Below are 18,523 nucleotides of genomic sequence, written 5' to 3' on the forward strand. Positions count from 1 at the left end.
GCGGCAGCCAAGCCCCCAGGGAGGGGTTTACGGCGACCCGGCGATCTGCCCGTAACGGTAGCCCCATTCGCAGATCCCACCGCGACCTGCCCCGAAACGGTCACCCCGTTCACGGATCTCACCGCAACTTATAGCCCCAATTTCGCAAAATCCGACGCATCATGGCGCTCTGCCAGCTGCTGATCCTCCGGGCCCCAGGTACGATTCACAATCCGACCGCGTTTCACCGCCGGACGCTGCGCAATCTCGTCCGCCCAGCGCACCACATTCTTGTACGACGCCGCATCCAGGAACTCCGCCGCCTCATACATCAGACCCTGCACCAGCGTGCCGTACCACGGCCAGATCGCGATATCAGCAATGCTGTACTCGTCACCCGCGATATAACGATGCTCACCCAACTGTTTATCCAGCAGATCGAGCTGACGCTTGGCTTCCATCGTAAAGCGATCGATGGCGTATTCGATCTTCACCGGCGCATAGTGATAGAAGTGGCCGAAACCACCGCCGACGTAAGGTGCCGCGCCCTGCAGCCAGAACAGCCAGTTCAGCGTCTCGGTGCGTCCGGCCGGATCTTTTGGCAGGAAATGGCCAAACTTCTCCGCCAGATAGACCAGAATGGCGCCGGACTCGAACACCCGGGTTGCCGGTGTGGTAGAGGTATCCAGCAGCGCCGGGATCTTGGAGTTCGGATTCACCGCAACAAAACCGGATGAGAACTGATCGCCTTCGCCAATACGGATCAGGTGCGCATCATACTCAGCACCCTGCTCGTTAAGAGCCAGCAGCTCTTCCAGCAGAATCGTCACTTTCTGGCCGTTAGGCGTACCCAGAGAGTACAATTGCAGAGGATGTTTACCGGTTGGCAGAGTGGCCTCGTGGCGTGCGCCCGCCGTCGGACGGTTGATGCTGCCCCAGGTGCCGCCCAGCGCCTTATTTTCGCTCCAGACTTTTGCTGGCTGATAGTCGTTGGTGCTCATAACGCGATATACCCTTGTTAAGAAGTGAATCGGCGGTGATGCCGCAGGTGAAGTAAAAATAGCGGACGGCCGCGCTAAAAGCCAAATGCCGCATTTTTCGCTGCTTAGATATAGCATTGCTAACCGAGCGGCGTTTATCCGCAACGAGCACCGTAATGGATTGAGGTGAAGATGAAACACGAACAGAACGATGCGCAGCATGAAACGGGCCTGATCGTTGATGCACAAGGCCGTACCTGCTGCTACTGGCAGCCGCAGATGCCCGATTATCACGACGACGAATGGGGCAGGCCGGTCACCGACGATCGGCTGATCTTTGAAAAGGTCTGCCTGGAGGGTTTTCATTCCGGCATGTCGTGGCAGATGATCTACAACAAGCGGGAAAATTTCCGCCGGGCCTTTGCCGGGTTTGATTTCGAGAAAGTGGCGGGTTTTAACGAGGACGATATCGCCAGGCTGATGGCGGATAAAAGCATCGTCCGCAACCGGGCGAAGATCCTCGCGACTATCAACAATGCGCAGCGCGCGATTGAAATGGTAGCCGAAGCGGGGTCGCTCGCCGCCTGGTTCTGGCAGTTTGAACCGAAACCGGAAGCGCGCCCGCAGACGGTCGATATCCATTACTGGCAGGGCAATAACACTTCGCCGGAAGCGGAAGCGATGTCGAGAGCGTTAAAAAAACGCGGCTGGCGCTGGGTTGGACCGGTAACCACTTACGCGCTGATGCAGGCGCTGGGGCTGGTGAATGACCACCTTCAGGGCTGCTGCGTGCGCGATATCTGCGAAGCAGAAAGAGGGCGGCTGAAACGGCCTGGTTGAGCAGCGGCGAGTCTTTCCGGCGATTAAGCGGCGTTCTGCATTGTTTCTGACGGCAGAATCGGCGAAAATGCCGGCCATTAACGATTAATTGGCTCAGAAGAACTTCATGTCTAATGCACCCTTTATGCAAGAGGTGGCCCGTCGCCGCACTTTTGCCATCATTTCCCACCCGGATGCCGGTAAAACCACCATCACTGAAAAAGTGTTGCTGTTCGGACAGGCGATCCAGACTGCCGGTACGGTAAAAGGCCGCGGCTCCAGCCAGCACGCGAAATCGGACTGGATGGAGATGGAAAAACAGCGTGGTATTTCGATCACCACCTCCGTGATGCAGTTCCCGTATCGCGAATGCCTGGTTAACCTGCTGGACACCCCGGGGCATGAAGACTTCTCGGAAGATACCTATCGTACCCTGACGGCGGTGGACTGCTGTCTGATGGTTATCGACGCCGCGAAAGGCGTTGAGGATCGTACCCGTAAGCTGATGGAAGTCACCCGTCTGCGCGATACGCCGATCCTGACCTTTATGAACAAGCTGGACCGTGATATCCGCGACCCGATGGAAGTCATGGACGAGGTGGAAAACGAGCTGAAAATCGCCTGCGCGCCTATCACCTGGCCGATTGGCTGCGGCAAGCTGTTTAAGGGCGTTTACCACCTGTACAAAGATGAAACCTATCTGTATCAGACCGGTAAAGGCCATACGATTCAGGAAGTTCGCATCGTCAAAGGTCTGAACAACCCGGATCTGGATGCCGCCATCGGTGAAGACCTGGCCGCGCAGCTGCGCGATGAGCTGGAGCTGGTGCAGGGCGCATCCCACGAGTTCGATCGTGAGGCCTTCCTTGAAGGCCAGCTGACGCCGGTCTTCTTCGGGACCGCGTTAGGTAACTTCGGCGTCGACCATATGCTGGATGGTCTGGTTGAGTGGGCGCCTTCACCGATGCCTCGTGAAACCGATCAGCGCACCGTCACCGCCGCCGACGAGAAATTCAGCGGTTTCGTGTTTAAGATTCAGGCCAACATGGACCCGAAACACCGTGACCGCGTGGCGTTTATGCGCGTAGTGTCCGGCAAATATGAAAAAGGCATGAAGCTGCGCCAGGTCCGCCTGGGCAAAGATGTGATGATTGCCGACGCGCTGACCTTTATGGCCGGTGACCGCTCTCACGTGGAAGAAGCCTATCCGGGCGATATTATCGGCCTGCATAACCACGGCACGATTCAGATTGGTGACACCTTTACCCAGGGTGAGAACATGAAGTTCACCGGTATTCCGAACTTCGCGCCGGAGCTGTTCCGCCGTATTCGTCTGCGCGATCCGCTGAAGCAAAAGCAGCTGCTGAAAGGGCTGGTTCAGCTGTCGGAAGAGGGTGCCGTGCAGGTCTTCCGCCCGGTACACAACAACGACCTGATCGTGGGTGCAGTGGGTGTGCTGCAGTTTGACGTGGTGGTTGCGCGCCTGAAAAGCGAATACAACGTTGAAGCGATTTACGAATCGGTGAACGTCTCTACCGCCCGCTGGGTAGAGTGCAGCGACGTGAAGAAATTCGATGAATTCCAGCGTAAGAACGAGGTTAACCTTGCGCTCGACGGCGGTGATAATCTGACTTATATCGCGCCGACGATGGTCAACCTGAATATCACCCAGGAGCGCTATCCTGACGTGGTGTTCCGTAAAACCCGCGAGCATTAATCCCGGGATTTGCGCACCTGCTCGTTAGCAGGAAACCATCATAATGGGGGACGATCTGCACAGCAGGTCGTCCCCCTTTTTCGTTACAGACTACTCCTAAAACCCCGCTATTTTGCTGCTTTAGCCATCAATTCTCCCGTCTTATCCGGTGAAATCCTGATTCCTGACTATATTTATTTCTAAAGGACGCAAAACGGACGGCAGCGACTGCTGCAAGATTGACGGTTATGGACAACCGAAACCAAATCTACAGCTACGCCGTTTGTAGCTGAAAAGCTCACCGTTGTGAGTGATGAAGACGAAAAGGAACGAATCGATGATGAAGACTAAGATTGCTAAAACTCTGATGGCTGTACTGGTAGGTTCTGCACTGGTGGGCGGTTCTGCAATGGCGGAAGAGTCCGTGATGAATAAAGTGCAAAGCTCTGCCGACAGTGCGGGTTCAAAAATCGATAGCTCTATGAAAAAAGTCGGTAACTACATGGATGACAGCGGCGTAACGGCGAAAGTTAAAGCGGCGCTGGTAGATGACGAAGCGATTAAAAGCACGGATATCTCCGTTAAAACCCATGACGGCGTGGTGACGCTGAGCGGCTTTGTGTCCTCACAGGATCAGGCTGAAAAAGCGGTCGCGCTTGCGAAGGGAATTGAAGGGGTGAAATCCGTTAGCGATAAACTGCATGTAAAAGACAGCACTAAGCAGAGCGTAAGTGGTTATGCCGGTGATGCGGCAACGACCAGTGAAATTAAAGCTAAACTTTTAGCAGATGACATCGTGCCGTCGCGCAACGTGAAGGTTGAAACCACCAACGGCGTGGTCCAGCTTTCCGGTACGGTGAAAACACAGGCGCAGTCTGAGCGCGCTGAAGGAATTGCCAAAGCCATTGATGGCGTAAAAAGTGTGAAGAACGATCTGAGCGTTAAATAGCAAAGAAGACATTCAGTCAGCCTGCTGTTGCTGAGCTGAAAAACATCCCGGACTGATTCCGGCGGAGGTTAACCCGATGCCGGATGATGAAGAGATGCAAGCCGTTCGATTTCAACTTTGGTGGTAAGGAGAAGCTTATGTTTCGTTGGGGCATTATCTTTCTGGTTATCGCGCTGATTGCAGCCGCGTTAGGTTTTGGTGGTCTGGCTGGTACTGCGGCGTGGGCGGCAAAACTCGTCTTCGTCGTGGGTATTATTATCTTCCTGGTAAGTCTGTTTACCGGACGTAAGAAGCTCTAGCAGCCGAAACAATTAAATCGAATTGCAACAAAAAGCAAAAAGCGCCTTACGGGCGTGACTGAGACCAGGTATCCTCTGAGGTTCTTGTGTTAAGAGGATACCTGACTTGGGCAAACGCATCCCGATAACCCTCGGCAACATCGCGCCGCTGGGTCTCAAACCTTTCCGACCGGGCACGATGGCCCTGGTGTGTGAAGGCGGTGGGCAGCGCGGTATCTTCACCGCTGGCGTACTGGATGAATTCCAGCGTGCTCACTTCAATCCTTTCGACCTCCTGCTTGGCACCTCCGCCGGTGCGCAGAATCTTTCTGCCTATGTTTGCGGTCAGCCCGGCTATGCCCGACGGGTGATCACCCGCTACACCACCAGCAGCCAGTTCTTTAATCCACTGCGCTTTGTGCGCGGCGGCAATCTGATCGATCTCGACTGGCTGGTGGATATCACCCGCAAGGAGTTTCCGCTGGCGCTGGATGCCGGGGAAAAACTGTTCCGCTCCGGCCGTGAGTTTTATATGTGCGCATGCCGCAGCGACGACTACGCGGCGAACTACTTTTCGCCCGATGCCGACAGCTGGCATGACATTATTAAAGCGTCCAGCGCGATCCCGGGCCTGTATCGCAATGGGGTGGATCTGTCCGGCGTAAGCTACCTGGACGGCGGCATCACTGATGCGATCCCGGTGCGCGAAGCCGCGCGCCTGGGGGCGGACACCATTGTGGTGATCCGTACCGTGCCGTCGCAGATGACCTATACGCCACAGTGGGTGAAGCGCATTGAGCGCTGGCTGAGCGACAGTGCGCTCCAGCCGCTGGTGAACATCCTGCAGCTGCACGAGGATAGCTATCATCAGATCCAGAGCTTTATTGATTCCCCACCCGGCGGGCTGCGTGTGATTGAAATTTATCCGCCGCGCGCACTGGCCAGCAACGCGCTGGGCAGTCGGGTGGTGTCACTGAACCAGGACTATCATCTGGGCCGCCGCTGCGGGCGTTATTTCCTCGCCACGCTCGGCCAGTGGCTGGGCGGCAGTCAGCTGCATCCGAAAGCCGTGGTGCCGCCTGCCCCGGTGGCAAACGAACCCGATCGCCAGGGGATCATTGTCGATCCGGCGGCGGGATTTGACAGCGAACTGGATAAAGGATCTCTGGCATGAGTCTGCAATTTGTTGATACCCACTGCCATTTTGACTTTCCTCCGTTTGTTGGAAATGAGCAGGAAAGTCTGCGGCTGGCGGCGGAGGCGGGCGTAGAGAAAATTATCGCCGTCAGCGTGTCAGCCGAGCGCTTCGATCGCGTTATGGCGCTGGCCGCTGAGCATCCCTCGATCTATGCCGCACTGGGGCTGCATCCGATGGCGATTGACGAGCACGACGAGAGCGCACTGGCCGCGCTGGAGGCGATCCTGCGCCAGCGGCCTGGCAAGCTGGTGGCGCTGGGTGAAATGGGGCTGGATCTGTATATTGAGAATCCGCAGTTTGAACGCCAGCAGGCAGTGCTGGATGCTCAGCTTCGTCTGGCGCGTGATTACGATCTGCCGGTGATCCTGCATTCACGCCGAACGCACGACCGGCTGGCGCAGCATCTGCGCCGCATTGAAGTGCCGCGCCGTGGTGTGGTCCACGGTTTTGCCGGTAGCGAGCAGCAGGCGCTGGCGTTTATCCGTGCGGGCTACGCCATCGGCGTGGGCGGCACCATCACCTATCCCCGCGCCAGTAAAACGCGCAATGCTATCGCTCGCCTGCCGCTGAGTTCGCTGCTGCTGGAAACGGATTCGCCGGATATGCCGCTGCAGGGCTTTCAGGGTCAGCCTAACCGGCCTGAACGCGTGAAAAACGTCTGGCAGAGCCTGTGCGAACTGCGTTCTGAACCCCCCGAACTGATCGCTGAAACCATCAGAGAAACGACCCGCGCGCTGTTTGCCCTGTAAACGAACTATCCTGATAGCAGGCGCAGCGCAATTCACTTCCCTCGTCACACCAAATGTTATTATTGTAACATTGCAGTGATATGCTGCCTGTAACAGACCGATGACAAGGATCGCACACGGATAATGTGTGATTTATCTAACATTAAATGCAATAATCCTGAAAGATAAAACGCCTTATTGTGACTTGTGCTGCAAAAATTACTCTATCGTAGTGTTACTATTCTAACATTGCAGGGTGAATGCTGCGTCAGGCCTGACCCTTAATTCCCTTTTCTGGAGAGAACCATGTCCGATGTGAAAACCCAGGCGCTGCGCGCGCTGAAACTGATGGATTTAACCACGCTGAATGATGACGACACCGATGCGAAGGTGATTGCCCTTTGCCATCAGGCGAAATCCCCGGCGGGTAACACGGCGGCGATCTGCATTTACCCACGTTTTATTCCTGTCGCCCGTAAGGCGCTGCGTGAGCAGGGCACTCCTGAAATCCGTATCGCGACGGTGACCAACTTCCCGCACGGCAATGATGATATTGAGATTGCCCTGGCGGAGACCCGCGCTGCGATTGCCTACGGTGCAGATGAAGTCGACGTGGTTTTCCCGTATCGCGCGCTGATTGCCGGTAACGAAACCGTCGGTTTTGAGCTGGTAAAAGCCTGTAAAGAGGCCTGCGCGGCGGCGGGCGTGCTGTTAAAAGTGATTATCGAAACCGGTGAGCTGAAAGACCCGGCGCTGATCCGTAAAGCGTCATCGATTGCGATCGATGCCGGTGCTGATTTTATTAAAACCTCAACCGGTAAAGTGCCGGTGAACGCCACGCCGGAAGTGGCGGAAATTATGATGCGGGTGATTGCCGAGAAGGGCGTGCAGCAGCAGGTTGGCTTTAAGCCAGCGGGCGGCGTGCGCACTGCCGATGATGCGGCGCTGTATCTGAAGCTGGCCGATGACATTCTCGGCAGCGGCTGGGCTGACGCGCGTCACTTCCGCTTTGGTGCATCGAGCCTGCTGGCCAGTCTGCTGAATGCGGCGGGTTTTGCCGGGGCGAGCAGCGATAGCAAATATTAATAGTGTATTCGCTTTGATGGGGCGGGTTTTGCTGGCGTAGCGGATACGGCAGGTCGTGGCTGGAGCGTTAAGGCTTTTGGGACGAAAGGTTGGTTTAGTCGATTTAGTCGCTTTAGTCGCTTTGGTTGTCGTGGGTGTTTCGGGCCTCTGCGGTGGCTTGATGGCGGTCCTCGCGCCGCGCTTTGCGCGGTGCCTTCGGCTCCGGCATCCGGCCTTACGGATCGGCAATGAGCGGACGTCCTGCCCGCGCATTGCCTGACGTCAGCGTCCCTGCTGCCGTCTCCGGGCCAGCTGCCTTCGCCTCTGCGCTGCGGATTGCCATCAAGCCACCGCAGAGGCCCTTTACTCTCAGGCATTCCAATTGCTGTTTTCAACGGCTAAACCAGTGGAACAAAGCGGGCTGGCGGTGTCGGTGGTCGGGTTAATCTGATGTGCATAGCAATTGAGCGCAATAGATGCCGGATGCAGCAGACATAGTATTCAAACAAGCATCAGCTCTGGCGTTTCGCAGACGACACTGACGGAACAAAGCAGGCTGGAGGTGTTGGTGCTCGGGTTAATCCGATGTGCATAGCAATTGAACGCAATAGATGCCGGATGCAGCAGACATAGTATTCAAACAAGCAGCAGGTCTGGTGTTTCACAAAAACGACACTAACGGAACAACGCGGGCTGGCTGTGTCAATCTGGTGGCCACAGCATTGAACGCAATAGACGCTGGATGCAGCAGACACAGCATATAAACAAACATCAGACCCGGTGTTTTCGCAAAGACGACACTAACGAAACTAAGCGGGCTGGCGGTGTCTGTGGGCAATCCGCAGCGCTGAACGGAGAGAGGAAGCCAGGATGCGCCCGCAGGACGCGGGCGCAAGGCTCGGTCGGCACAAGGATGTGCCGTCTGAGCCGGTCCGGCAGGCTGACGAGCGGAGTGAAGGCACCGCAAAGCGGCGCGAGGACCCGCCCTGGACACAGACGCCGCCAGCCAGCGCAGATCGCTATTCCGGCAGGCAACGGCATCGGCATCGATCGTCATACCGGCCACACTAAACTTATTGGGGGTTACCGTGTTTCTGCCACAGGAAATTATTCGAAAAAAACGTGACGGACAGGCGCTGAGTGAAGAAGAAATCCGCTTCTTCATCAACGGCGTACGCGACAATACGGTCTCTGAAGGACAAATTGCCGCGCTGGCAATGACCATCTATTTCCACGACATGTCGCTGCCGGAACGCGTGGCGCTGACCATGGCCATGCGCGACTCCGGATCGGTACTGAACTGGCAGTCGCTGAACCTCAACGGCCCGATCGTCGACAAACACTCCACCGGCGGTGTCGGTGACGTGACCTCACTGATGCTCGGACCGATGGTCGCCGCGTGCGGCGGCTATGTGCCGATGATCTCCGGTCGCGGCCTCGGCCACACCGGCGGCACGCTGGACAAGCTGGAAGCGATCCCCGGATTTGATATCTTCCCGCAGGACGATCGTTTCCGGCAGATCATCAAAGAGGTTGGCGTGGCGATCATCGGCCAGACCAACTCGCTGGCCCCGGCGGATAAGCGCTTCTACGCCACCCGTGATATCACCGCGACGGTGGATTCGATCCCGCTGATCACCGCCTCGATCCTGGCGAAAAAACTGGCCGAAGGGCTGGATGCACTGGTGATGGATGTAAAAGTGGGATCGGGTGCGTTTATGCCAACCTTCGAACAGTCCGAACTACTGGCGCAGTCGATCGTCGGCGTAGCAAACGGTGCGGGCTGTAAAACCACCGCGCTGCTGACCGATATGAATCAGGTACTGGCCTCGACCGCCGGTAACGCCCTGGAAGTCCGTGAAGCGGTGCAGTTCCTCACCGGAGAATACCGCAACCCACGCCTGCTGGAAGTCACCATGGCGCTGTGCGCCGAGATGCTGATTTCCGGTGGCCTTGCCGGGTCGGATGAAGAGGCACAATCCAAACTGCAGACCGTACTGGATAACGGCCGCGCCGCAGAAATCTTTGCCCGCATGGTGGCCGCACAGAAAGGCCCGACCGATTTTATCGAGCGTATGGACAGCTATTTGCCTGCGCCGATGCTGAGCAAAGCGGTTTACGCCGATCGAACCGGTATTGTCAGCGCCATGGATACTCGTGCGCTGGGCATGGCGGTCGTATCGATGGGCGGTGGTCGCCGCCGCGCCAGCGACAGTATTGACTACAGCGTTGGACTGAGCGGCGTCGCGGCCCTTGGCACGGTAGTGGACGGCCAGCAGCCGCTGGCGGTGATCCACGCTTCCAGCGAAGAGAGCTGGCAGGAAGCCGCTGCCGCAGTCAAAGCGGCGGTCACGCTGTCTGAGACGCAGCCCGAGAAAACACCGGTTATCTATCGCAGAATCTCGCAATAAGCGGTATTCTGTTCTGATCGCATTTTTTTAACGCTCATCGCGACAATCGCGCAGGAGATCAGGATGAAACGTGCATTTATTATGGTGCTTGATTCCTTTGGAATAGGCTCCAGTAAAGACGCCGACAAATTCGGTGATAAAGGCTCGGATACCCTCGGACACATTGCCGAGGCGTGCTTCAAGGGTGAAGCCGATAAAGGGCGTAAAGGTCCGCTAAACCTGCCTAATCTGACCAAACTGGGTCTGGGCAAAGCCGCAGAGGCCTCCACGGGTAAATTCCCGCTGGGACTGGATAAAGACGCGGAAATCATCGGCGCTTACGGCTATGCCAGCGAGCTTTCCTCCGGGAAAGATACGCCGTCCGGCCACTGGGAAATCGCCGGCGTGCCGGTGCTGTTTGACTGGGGCTACTTCAGCGATCTGGAAAACAGCTTCCCGCAGGATCTGCTGGATCTGCTGGTGGAAAAAGCCAACCTGCCGGGTTATCTCGGTAACTGCCACTCGTCCGGAACGGTGATCCTCGACAAGCTGGGCGAAGAGCATATGAAAACCGGTAAGCCGATTTTCTACACCTCTGCCGACTCGGTGTTCCAGATTGCCTGCCACGAAGAGACATTTGGCCTCGATCGTCTTTACGAGCTGTGTGAAATCGCCCGCGAAGTGCTGACCGAAGGCGGCTACAACATTGGCCGCGTGATCGCGCGTCCGTTTGTAGGCGATAAGGCCGGGCACTTTGAGCGTACCGGCAACCGTCACGATCTGGCGGTAGAGCCACCTGCACCAACCATCCTGAAGAAACTGGTGGATGAGCAGGGAGGAGAAGTGATTTCGGTGGGTAAAATTGCCGATATCTATGCGCACGTTGGTATCACTAAAAAAGTGAAAGCCACCGGTCTGGACGCGCTGTTTGACGCCACCGTGACGGAAATGACCACTGCGCCGGATAACAGTATCGTGTTCACCAACTTCGTCGACTTTGACTCCACCTGGGGTCACCGTCGCGACGTTCCCGGCTACGCGGGCGGGCTGGAACTGTTTGACCGCCGTCTGCCGGAGCTGATGGCGCTGGTGAAAGAGGGCGATATTTTGATCCTCACCGCTGACCACGGCTGCGATCCGACCTGGGCTGGCACCGAACACACCCGCGAACATATCCCTGTACTGATCTATGGTCCTGGCGTGAAGCCGGGCTATCTGGGCTATAGCGATACTTTTGCCGACATTGGTCAGACGGTTGCCAGCTATTTTGGCTTGTCGCCGATGGAATACGGTAAAAACCTGCTGAAGTAATGCTGTCGCTCCAACGGGCGGCAACACGTAATACTACTCATAACCGGCCAGGCATCAGCCTGGCCTGATAAATAAGGATTAAAACATGGCTACGCCTCATATTAACGCTGAGATGGGTGATTTCGCTGACGTGGTTCTGATGCCGGGCGACCCGCTTCGTGCGAAACATATCGCGGAAACCTTCCTGCAGGACGCGGTAGAGGTGAACAACGTGCGCGGCATGCTGGGCTACACCGGTACTTACAAAGGCCGCAAAATCTCTGTAATGGGCCACGGCATGGGTATTCCGTCCTGCTCAATCTATGCGAAAGAGCTGATCACGGAATTCGGCGTGAAGAAAATCATTCGCGTAGGTTCATGCGGTGCGGTACGCGCCGACGTTAAACTGCGCGATGTGGTGATTGGTATGGGCGCTTCCACCGATTCCAAAGTGAACCGTATGCGCTTCAAAGACCACGATTTTTCAGCAATTGCTGACTTCGATATGGTGCGTAACGCCGTGGATGCAGCGAAGGCGCTGGGCGTAGATGCCCGCGTGGGGAATATCTTCTCCGCCGACCTGTTCTACACACCGGACCCTCAGATGTTTGACGTGATGGAGAAATACGGCATCCTGGGCGTGGAAATGGAAGCGGCCGGTATCTACGGCGTTGCCGCCGAGTTCGGCGCAAAAGCGCTGGCGATTTGTACCGTGTCCGATCATATCCGCACTCACGAGCAGACGACTGCTGCCGAGCGCCAGACGACCTTCAGCGATATGGTTGTGATCGCGCTGGAGTCGGTTCTGCTGGGTGATAAAGAGTAATTCCCCGCTGAGGCTGGCATTCGCCAGCCTCGCTGTTTCCCATTTTCTTGCGCGTTTTTAGCCGCAGTTATGTGCAATCTTCAACTGGTTGACATCGAAAACGCTGTCATCAGCCGCGGAGAATACCGCCAGACCGGTCACTTTTTTCTGCGGTTTAAGTTTACCTTTGGTCAGCGCCTCCTGAACCCGGGCAACCGGAAATTCTTTGCCCTCGTGGGAATAGCCGCGCAGGCAGATACTGTTCAGATCGACCGAATTTGACGTCAGGTTTTCCAACGTAACTTCGAAGGTTTTTCCGTAGTTGTTAAGATCGCCTTCAGACCTTGAGGTCTGTTCTTTCTCGGTCGCGTAGACGGTGAGACCTTTTGGAACGCTGTCAGCAAAGGCTGCGCTGGAAAAATACAAGCCTGCTGTGGCGATCAGAATGGCGATCAGAGAGTTCCGTTGCATATGTTTCTCCTTTAGTTTACTGGGTGCACAAAGGCGGCGCTTATGCGCCTTACCGGTAAACAACATGCTGTGGAACGGAGAATCTGTACAGGACATGAAGAGCTATTCCAAAGGAATAGCTCTATTTGTTGGTAGGGACTTTTGGTGAGTCTTTTACGTCATCGGCGGCGGGAGAATCGCTCTCGGTTTCGCTTTCACTCTCGTCGTCGCTGTCTTCACGGAGGGGATTATTCGCGGTCAGCAGGAACGGCGACTGCTGCCAGCGGGTGCGGCGATCGCGCAGCAGGGTGCGGCTGAGAATAATGCCGATAGCCAGCGCCAGCAGCATCATCAGCCGCAGGATGTTGGTCGTGTTATCCACCTGCTTGGCTTCGGTGACCAGTACGTGGGTATCCAGAGTAACGCGCAGAAAGCCGCGTGGGCCATCTTTACTGGTCAGCGGTTGGACAATCTGATGATTGAAGTAACTACCGGCACGCTGGCCGTCCAGCGCCAGGCGGTCGCGTACATTGATGGTTTCGCCGCTGCGGGCGATCAGGCTGCCGTCATCATCGTAGACCGCCGCGTCGAGAATACGGCTTTCATGGGTCAGCTGGTCGAGCGTGTCGACGATTTTCTGGTGATTATCGTCAGCATTTTCCATCAGCGGCGTCAGGGTCCACGCCACCTGGCGGGTCAGCGTCTGGGCCAGTTCTTCAACCTGCCCCGAGCGGGCCATCTGGCGGCCAAGACTGAACCAGGATGCGCCCTGCATCAGTACCACCAGCAGCGCCAGGCAGATCAGCACAATCACCGTTCGGTGCAGGCGGAATTTAAGTTTGGCTTTTGCCATCGTGACCCTTCAAAAAATAGACAGACAGACCTGCTTTATGTTGCCAGAAGGCGGGCTAACAGGGTAGCCTCTTGCCAGCTTTATCGTCGTTCTGTCGAAGTTATTAAGTCCCTACAGGAGCTGTAATGCCAAATAGTCTGACCTGGTGCGACCTGCCTTCCGATGTCTCTCTCTGGCCGGGGTTACCTCTTTCTCTCAGCGGTGATGAAGTGATGCCGCTGGACTACCGCGCGGGCCAAACCGGCTGGTTGCTGTATGGGCGTCAGCTCGACAAAGCCCGCCTGACGGATTATCAGCACCGTCTGGGGGCGGCGATGGTGATCGTCAGTGCCTGGGGCGTGGAAGATTATCAGGTGCTGCGCCTGGCGGGTTCCCTGACCCCGCGCGCCACCAAGCTTGCCCATGAACTGGGTCTGGACGTTGCGCCGCTGGGGCGCATTCCCCATCTGAAAACGCCAGGCCTGCTGGTGATGGATATGGATTCGACGGCGATTGAAATCGAGTGCATCGATGAGATTGCCAAGCTGGCTGGCAGCGGCGAGCTGGTGGCCGAAGTCACCGAACGCGCGATGCGCGGCGAGCTGGACTTTGCCGCCAGCCTGCGCCAGCGCGTGGCCACGCTGAAAGATGCCGATGCCAATATCCTCAAGCAGGTGCGCGATGTGCTGCCGCTGATGCCGGGTCTGACTTCGCTGGTGCAGAAGCTACAGGCGTTGGGCTGGGAGGTGGCGATCGCTTCCGGCGGCTTTACTTATTATGCCGAGCACCTGCGCGACACCCTGCACCTGTCGGCCGTTGCCGCTAACGTGCTGGAAATCCGCGACGGTAAACTGACCGGTGAAGTGCTGGGCGATATCGTTGATGCGCAGTATAAAGCCGACACGCTGAAGCGTCTGGCCGAGCGGTTTAACATTGCGCCGGAACAAACGGTGGCGGTGGGCGACGGCGCGAACGATCTGCCGATGATTAAGGCCTCCGCGCTGGGTATTGCCTACCACGCGAAGCCAAAAGTTAATGAACAGGCCGCGGTGACCATTCGTCATGCGGATCTGATGGGCGTGTTCTGTATTCTCAGCGGCAGCCTGGTTCACGAAGAGCGTTAAGGGGAAGTTTTGGCTAAAGCGGTAAAACGCGCCTTTGTCTGTAATGAATGTGGCGCAGACTATCCGCGCTGGCAGGGGCAATGCAGCGCCTGCCATGCCTGGAACACCATCACCGAGGTGCGGCTGGCCGCGTCTCCTGCTGCTGCGCGCAACGAGCGCCTGTCAGGCTACGCCGGCAGTGCCGGGACCAGCCGCGTGCAGAAGCTGTCGGAAATCAGCCTTGAGGCGCTGCCGCGCTTTACCACCGGGTTTAAAGAGTTTGACCGCGTGCTGGGCGGCGGCGTGGTGCCGGGCAGTGCGATTCTGATCGGCGGTAATCCGGGGGCGGGCAAGAGTACGCTGCTGCTGCAAACCCTCTGTAAGCTGTCGGAGGGAATGAAAACCCTCTACGTTACCGGGGAAGAGTCATTGCAGCAGGTGGCGATGCGTGCGCATCGCCTGGGGCTGCCGACCGAAAATCTGAATATGCTGTCGGAAACCAGCATCGAGCAGATCTGCCTGATCGCCGAGCAGGAACAGCCGAAGCTGATGGTGATCGACTCCATTCAGGTGATGCATATGGCGGACATCCAGTCGTCGCCGGGCAGCGTAGCGCAGGTGCGCGAAACCGCCGCCTATCTGACGCGCTTCGCCAAAACCCGCGGCGTGGCCATCGTTATGGTCGGCCACGTCACCAAAGATGGATCGCTGGCCGGTCCCAAGGTGCTGGAGCACTGCATCGACTGTTCGGTGCTGCTGGACGGCGATGCCGACTCACGCTTCCGTACGCTACGCAGCCATAAAAACCGCTTCGGTGCGGTGAATGAGCTGGGCGTGTTTGCCATGACCGAGCAGGGCCTGCGTGAAGTCAGCAACCCGTCGGCGATTTTCCTCAGTCGCGGTGATGAAGTCACTTCGGGCAGCTCGGTAATGGTGCTGTGGGAAGGAACGCGGCCGCTGCTGGTAGAGATTCAGGCGCTGGTCGATCACTCGATGATGGGCAATCCACGCCGCGTGGCGGTGGGTCTGGAGCAGAACCGCCTGGCGATCCTGCTGGCGGTGCTGCATCGCCACGGTGGTCTGCAAATGGCCGACCAGGATGTCTTTGTTAACGTGGTGGGCGGCGTGAAGGTCACTGAAACCAGCGCCGACCTGGCGCTGATGTTGTCGATGGTCTCCAGCCTGCGCGATCGTCCACTGCCGCAGGATCTGGTGGTGTTCGGTGAAGTTGGCCTGGCCGGGGAGATCCGTCCGGTGCCGAGCGGCCAGGAGCGAATTTCTGAAGCGGCAAAGCATGGTTTCCGCCGAGCTATCGTTCCCGCTGCCAACGTACCGAAGAAAATGCCGGAAAATATGAAGGTTTACGGAGTGAAGAAGCTGGCGGATGCGCTGGCGATTCTTGACGACCTATAATGAGACAGGACGGGCCGAACTGGCCCGCCGATCGCGCAGGAGGCATGTTGTGTCGTCGTTTGATTATCTGAAAACCGCCATTCGCCAGCAGGGCTGCACGCTGCAGCAGGTTGCTGACGCCAGCGGCATGACCAAGGGCTACCTGAGCCAGCTGCTGAATGCCAAAATTAAAAGCCCCAGCGCGCAAAAGCTGGAGGCGCTGCACCGCTTCCTTGGTCTGGAGTTTCCGCGCCGTGAAAAAACCATCGGCGTGGTGTTCGGCAAGTTTTATCCCCTGCATACCGGCCATATTTATCTGATCCAACGCGCCTGTAGCCAGGTGGACGAGCTGCATATCATCATGGGCTACGACGAACCGCGCGACAAAAAGCTGTTTGAAGACAGTGCGATGTCGCAGCAGCCTACCGTCAGCGACCGCCTGCGCTGGCTGTTGCAGACCTTTAAGTACCAGAAAAATATCCGCATCCACTCGTTTAACGAAGAGGGGATGGAGCCTTATCCCCACGGCTGGGACGTGTGGAGTGAAGGCGTTCGTGCGTTTATGGACGATCGTGGTATCGTGCCCGACCGCATCTATACCAGCGAAGAGGGAGATGCGCCGCAGTTTAAAACGCATCTGGGCGTGGACACGGTGGTTATCGACCCGCAGCGATCGTTTATGAGCATCAGCGGCGGGCAGATCCGCCAGGACCCGTTCCGCTACTGGGAATACATTCCCACCGAAGTGAAGCCGTTCTTCGTGCGCACCGTGGCGATCCTCGGCGGCGAGTCCAGCGGGAAATCGACGCTGGTCAACAAGCTGGCGAACATCTTCAACACGACCAGCGCATGGGAGTTTGGCCGCGATTATGTCTTCTCGCACCTTGGCGGCGATGAGATGGCGCTACAGTATTCCGACTACGATAAAATTGCGCTGGGGCAGGCTCAGTACATTGATTTCGCGGTGAAATACGCCAATAAAGTGGCTTTTATCGACACCGATTTTGTCACTACTCAGGCCTTCTGTAAGAAGTATGAAGGGCGTGAACATCCCTTTGTACAGGCGCTGATCGATGAGTACCGCTTCGATCTGGTGATTCTGGTGGAGAACAATGTACCGTGGGTGGCCGACGGCCTGCGCAGCCTGGGCAGTTCGGTCGATCGCAAAGAGTTCCAGGAACTGCTGGTATCGATGCTGAATGAGAACGGCATCAGCTTTGTTCACGTCGAGCAGGATAATTATGACGAACGCTTCCTGCGCTGTGTGGATCTGGTGAAGGAGATGCTGGGCGCGCAGTAAAGGCGGCAGGGGCTGTAAACGTTTCCTGCTGCAACCGGCGGCGGTGGAAGGGTGTCACTGCTGTCGTGAATTCTCTCCACCGCACTGTAACGGTGGAGAGAGACGGATTGCGCATCATGATGCACTTGTCACTGAGCCCGGCATCAAGCTATCGAGCGGTAATCGCTGCGATCCGATGTTGACCTCGCCGAGACTCAATACACAATCACCACTTTGCCACGCATATGGCCTTCCAGCACCAGCTGATGCGCTTCGGTCAGGGTTTCCACACTCAGGCCATGCAGCGTTTTACTGAGCGAGGTGGCAATTTCACCCTCATCCAGCAGCTTCGCGGTGGCATCCAGAATCTCGCCCTGGCGGGCAATATCGTCGGTGGTGAACATGCTGCGAGTGTACATAAACTCAAAATGCAGCGCTGCGCTTTTCAGCTTCAGCTGATCCATGCTGAGCGGTTTCTCATTTTCCACGATGGTACAAATCTGCCCCTGCGGCGCGACGATCTGGCTCATCGCTGACCAATGGCCGTCGGTGTCGTTCAGGCAGAAGATGTAATCGACATATTTGAGGCCGTGCTTCTCCAGCTCCGCCGCCATATCTTTGTAATCAATCACCAGATCGGCACCGCGATCTTTACACCACTGCGCGGAATCCGGGCGCGAAGCGGTGGCGATCACTTTAACTTTGCTGTGCAGTTTGGCAAACGGGATCGCCAGCGATCCTACACCACCTGCGCCACCGACGATCAGCAGCGTTTTACCTTCTGCTGCCTTGTCGATCTGCAGACGATCGAACAGGCCTTCCCACGCGGTCAGCGCGGTGAGCGGGATCGCCGCCGACTGCGCCCAGTCGAGGTTACGCGGCTTGTGGCCGGTAATACGTGCGTCAATCAGCTGTTGCGTGGCGTTGCTGCCGGGGCGGGTGATATCACCCGCGTAATAAACTTCATCACCGATGTTAAAACCGCTGATCTTGCTGCCAACGGCCAGTACCACGCCGCTGGCGTCCCAGCCGAGAATACGCGGCTGCTGCAGACCGTTCTTCTGCGCGCCTTTGTGAACTTTGGTATCGACCGGGTTAACCGATACGGCCTTCACTTCAACCAGCAGATCGAACTCTCCTGGGGTGGGCTGTGGCTGCTGAATTTCAATAAACTGCTGCGGGTTTTCCGGGTTAATGGCAATTGCTTTGATGGTCATACTGTTCTCCTTAGTGAGTTAACATCAGTGTAGAAGCTCGGCGTGATGGTGATAAGATGGACAATAACGCACT

17 protein-coding genes are annotated in these 18,523 nt (G+C 56.9%); 13 read left to right on the plus strand and 4 right to left on the minus strand.

Features of this window, described 5'->3' with window-relative positions:
* Positions 1–128: 128 nt before the first annotated feature.
* Entirely contained in the window at positions 129–980 is an 852-nt protein-coding gene (yghU, locus tag IBT47_RS18105) for a glutathione-dependent disulfide-bond oxidoreductase (protein WP_105594822.1), read from the minus strand.
* A gap of 171 nt (positions 981–1,151) precedes the next feature.
* On the opposite strand from yghU, the gene IBT47_RS18110 reads away from it, so the two are divergent.
* From IBT47_RS18110 to deoD, 10 genes are all read left to right on the plus strand, one after another.
* Complete coding sequence (locus tag IBT47_RS18110) at positions 1,152–1,799, plus strand: DNA-3-methyladenine glycosylase I (protein WP_200561967.1); 648 nt, start codon at positions 1,152–1,154, stop codon at positions 1,797–1,799.
* 106 nt (positions 1,800–1,905) lie between these two features.
* Positions 1,906–3,495, plus strand: a complete 1,590-nt coding sequence (prfC, locus tag IBT47_RS18115) for a peptide chain release factor 3 (protein WP_105594820.1) — start codon at positions 1,906–1,908, stop codon at positions 3,493–3,495.
* 316 nt (positions 3,496–3,811) lie between these two features.
* Complete coding sequence (gene osmY, locus IBT47_RS18120; protein ID WP_105594819.1) at positions 3,812–4,423, plus strand: molecular chaperone OsmY; 612 nt, start codon at positions 3,812–3,814, stop codon at positions 4,421–4,423.
* A 137-nt stretch (positions 4,424–4,560) separates the two neighbouring features.
* The gene (locus IBT47_RS18125; RefSeq protein WP_105594818.1) at positions 4,561–4,722 is read left to right on the plus strand and encodes a DUF1328 domain-containing protein; all 162 of its coding nucleotides are present in this window, start codon (positions 4,561–4,563) and stop codon (positions 4,720–4,722) included.
* A gap of 106 nt (positions 4,723–4,828) precedes the next feature.
* Entirely contained in the window at positions 4,829–5,875 is a 1,047-nt protein-coding gene (locus IBT47_RS18130) for a patatin family protein (RefSeq protein ID WP_200561969.1), read from the plus strand.
* The gene (locus IBT47_RS18135) at positions 5,872–6,648 is read left to right on the plus strand and encodes a TatD family hydrolase (RefSeq protein WP_200561971.1); all 777 of its coding nucleotides are present in this window, start codon (positions 5,872–5,874) and stop codon (positions 6,646–6,648) included. The genes IBT47_RS18130 and IBT47_RS18135 overlap by 4 nt, the downstream gene beginning before the upstream one ends.
* A gap of 285 nt (positions 6,649–6,933) precedes the next feature.
* Positions 6,934–7,713, plus strand: coding sequence for a deoxyribose-phosphate aldolase (gene deoC / locus IBT47_RS18140; RefSeq protein ID WP_200545106.1), 780 nt, complete (start codon positions 6,934–6,936; stop codon positions 7,711–7,713).
* Positions 7,714–8,780: 1,067 nt separating this feature from the next.
* Positions 8,781–10,103 (plus strand): thymidine phosphorylase, encoded by a 1,323-nt coding sequence (deoA, locus tag IBT47_RS18145; RefSeq protein ID WP_200561974.1) that lies wholly within the window; start codon positions 8,781–8,783, stop codon positions 10,101–10,103.
* A 63-nt stretch (positions 10,104–10,166) separates the two neighbouring features.
* Positions 10,167–11,393: a phosphopentomutase gene (gene deoB / locus IBT47_RS18150; RefSeq protein ID WP_105594814.1), complete on the plus strand. Its 1,227-nt coding sequence runs from the start codon at positions 10,167–10,169 to the stop codon at positions 11,391–11,393.
* 85 nt (positions 11,394–11,478) lie between these two features.
* Positions 11,479–12,198, plus strand: a complete 720-nt coding sequence (deoD, locus tag IBT47_RS18155) for a purine-nucleoside phosphorylase (RefSeq protein ID WP_105594813.1) — start codon at positions 11,479–11,481, stop codon at positions 12,196–12,198.
* Between the two features lie 57 nt (positions 12,199–12,255).
* Here deoD and IBT47_RS18160 read toward each other — a convergent pair whose 3' ends face one another.
* Both IBT47_RS18160 and IBT47_RS18165 read right to left on the minus strand, forming a co-directional pair.
* On the minus strand, positions 12,256–12,648 hold the full coding sequence (locus IBT47_RS18160; RefSeq protein WP_200561976.1) for a DUF4354 family protein: 393 nt from the start codon (positions 12,646–12,648) through the stop codon (positions 12,256–12,258).
* A gap of 121 nt (positions 12,649–12,769) precedes the next feature.
* A complete protein-coding gene (locus IBT47_RS18165; protein WP_200561978.1) occupies positions 12,770–13,480 on the minus strand; it encodes a YtjB family periplasmic protein in 711 nt (236 codons plus the stop codon).
* Positions 13,481–13,605: 125 nt separating this feature from the next.
* On the opposite strand from IBT47_RS18165, the gene serB reads away from it, so the two are divergent.
* The 3 genes from serB to nadR are packed head-to-tail and all read left to right on the plus strand — an operon-like array spanning position 13,606 to position 17,254.
* Positions 13,606–14,583, plus strand: a complete 978-nt coding sequence (serB, locus tag IBT47_RS18170) for a phosphoserine phosphatase (protein ID WP_200545110.1) — start codon at positions 13,606–13,608, stop codon at positions 14,581–14,583.
* A 9-nt stretch (positions 14,584–14,592) separates the two neighbouring features.
* Positions 14,593–15,975, plus strand: a complete 1,383-nt coding sequence (radA, locus tag IBT47_RS18175; RefSeq protein WP_105594809.1) for a DNA repair protein RadA — start codon at positions 14,593–14,595, stop codon at positions 15,973–15,975.
* Positions 15,947–17,254, plus strand: a complete 1,308-nt coding sequence (gene nadR / locus IBT47_RS18180) for a multifunctional transcriptional regulator/nicotinamide-nucleotide adenylyltransferase/ribosylnicotinamide kinase NadR (RefSeq protein ID WP_255569922.1) — start codon at positions 15,947–15,949, stop codon at positions 17,252–17,254. Before radA ends, nadR begins: the two co-directional genes overlap by 29 nt.
* Positions 17,255–17,448: 194 nt before the next feature.
* Here the strand turns inward: nadR and IBT47_RS18185 are convergent, their stop codons facing one another.
* Complete coding sequence (locus IBT47_RS18185; protein ID WP_200561980.1) at positions 17,449–18,450, minus strand: zinc-binding alcohol dehydrogenase family protein; 1,002 nt, start codon at positions 18,448–18,450, stop codon at positions 17,449–17,451.
* Between the last annotated feature and the right edge of the window lie 73 nt (positions 18,451–18,523).

Source organism: Erwinia sp. S43, from assembly GCF_016624745.1.
In the GTDB taxonomy this organism is placed as follows: domain Bacteria; phylum Pseudomonadota; class Gammaproteobacteria; order Enterobacterales; family Enterobacteriaceae; genus Erwinia; species Erwinia coffeiphila.

Excerpts from the sequence above, each read along its gene's own strand:
- IBT47_RS18185 (WP_200561980.1), bottom strand. The coding sequence starts at position 18,450 with ATGACCATCAAAGCAATTGCCATTAACCCGGAAAACCCGCAGCAGTTT.
- IBT47_RS18165 (WP_200561978.1), bottom strand. The coding sequence starts at position 13,480 with ATGGCAAAAGCCAAACTTAAATTCCGCCTGCACCGAACGGTGATTGTG.
- deoB (WP_105594814.1), top strand. The coding sequence starts at position 10,167 with ATGAAACGTGCATTTATTATGGTGCTTGATTCCTTTGGAATAGGCTCC.
- deoD (WP_105594813.1), top strand. The coding sequence starts at position 11,479 with ATGGCTACGCCTCATATTAACGCTGAGATGGGTGATTTCGCTGACGTG.
- prfC (WP_105594820.1), top strand. The coding sequence starts at position 1,906 with ATGTCTAATGCACCCTTTATGCAAGAGGTGGCCCGTCGCCGCACTTTT.
- osmY (WP_105594819.1), top strand. The coding sequence starts at position 3,812 with ATGATGAAGACTAAGATTGCTAAAACTCTGATGGCTGTACTGGTAGGT.
- serB (WP_200545110.1), top strand. The coding sequence starts at position 13,606 with ATGCCAAATAGTCTGACCTGGTGCGACCTGCCTTCCGATGTCTCTCTC.
- IBT47_RS18125 (WP_105594818.1), top strand. The coding sequence starts at position 4,561 with ATGTTTCGTTGGGGCATTATCTTTCTGGTTATCGCGCTGATTGCAGCC.
- nadR (WP_255569922.1), top strand. The coding sequence starts at position 15,947 with ATGCGCTGGCGATTCTTGACGACCTATAATGAGACAGGACGGGCCGAA.
- IBT47_RS18160 (WP_200561976.1), bottom strand. The coding sequence starts at position 12,648 with ATGCAACGGAACTCTCTGATCGCCATTCTGATCGCCACAGCAGGCTTG.
- yghU (WP_105594822.1), bottom strand. The coding sequence starts at position 980 with ATGAGCACCAACGACTATCAGCCAGCAAAAGTCTGGAGCGAAAATAAG.
- deoC (WP_200545106.1), top strand. The coding sequence starts at position 6,934 with ATGTCCGATGTGAAAACCCAGGCGCTGCGCGCGCTGAAACTGATGGAT.
- IBT47_RS18135 (WP_200561971.1), top strand. The coding sequence starts at position 5,872 with ATGAGTCTGCAATTTGTTGATACCCACTGCCATTTTGACTTTCCTCCG.
- IBT47_RS18110 (WP_200561967.1), top strand. The coding sequence starts at position 1,152 with ATGAAACACGAACAGAACGATGCGCAGCATGAAACGGGCCTGATCGTT.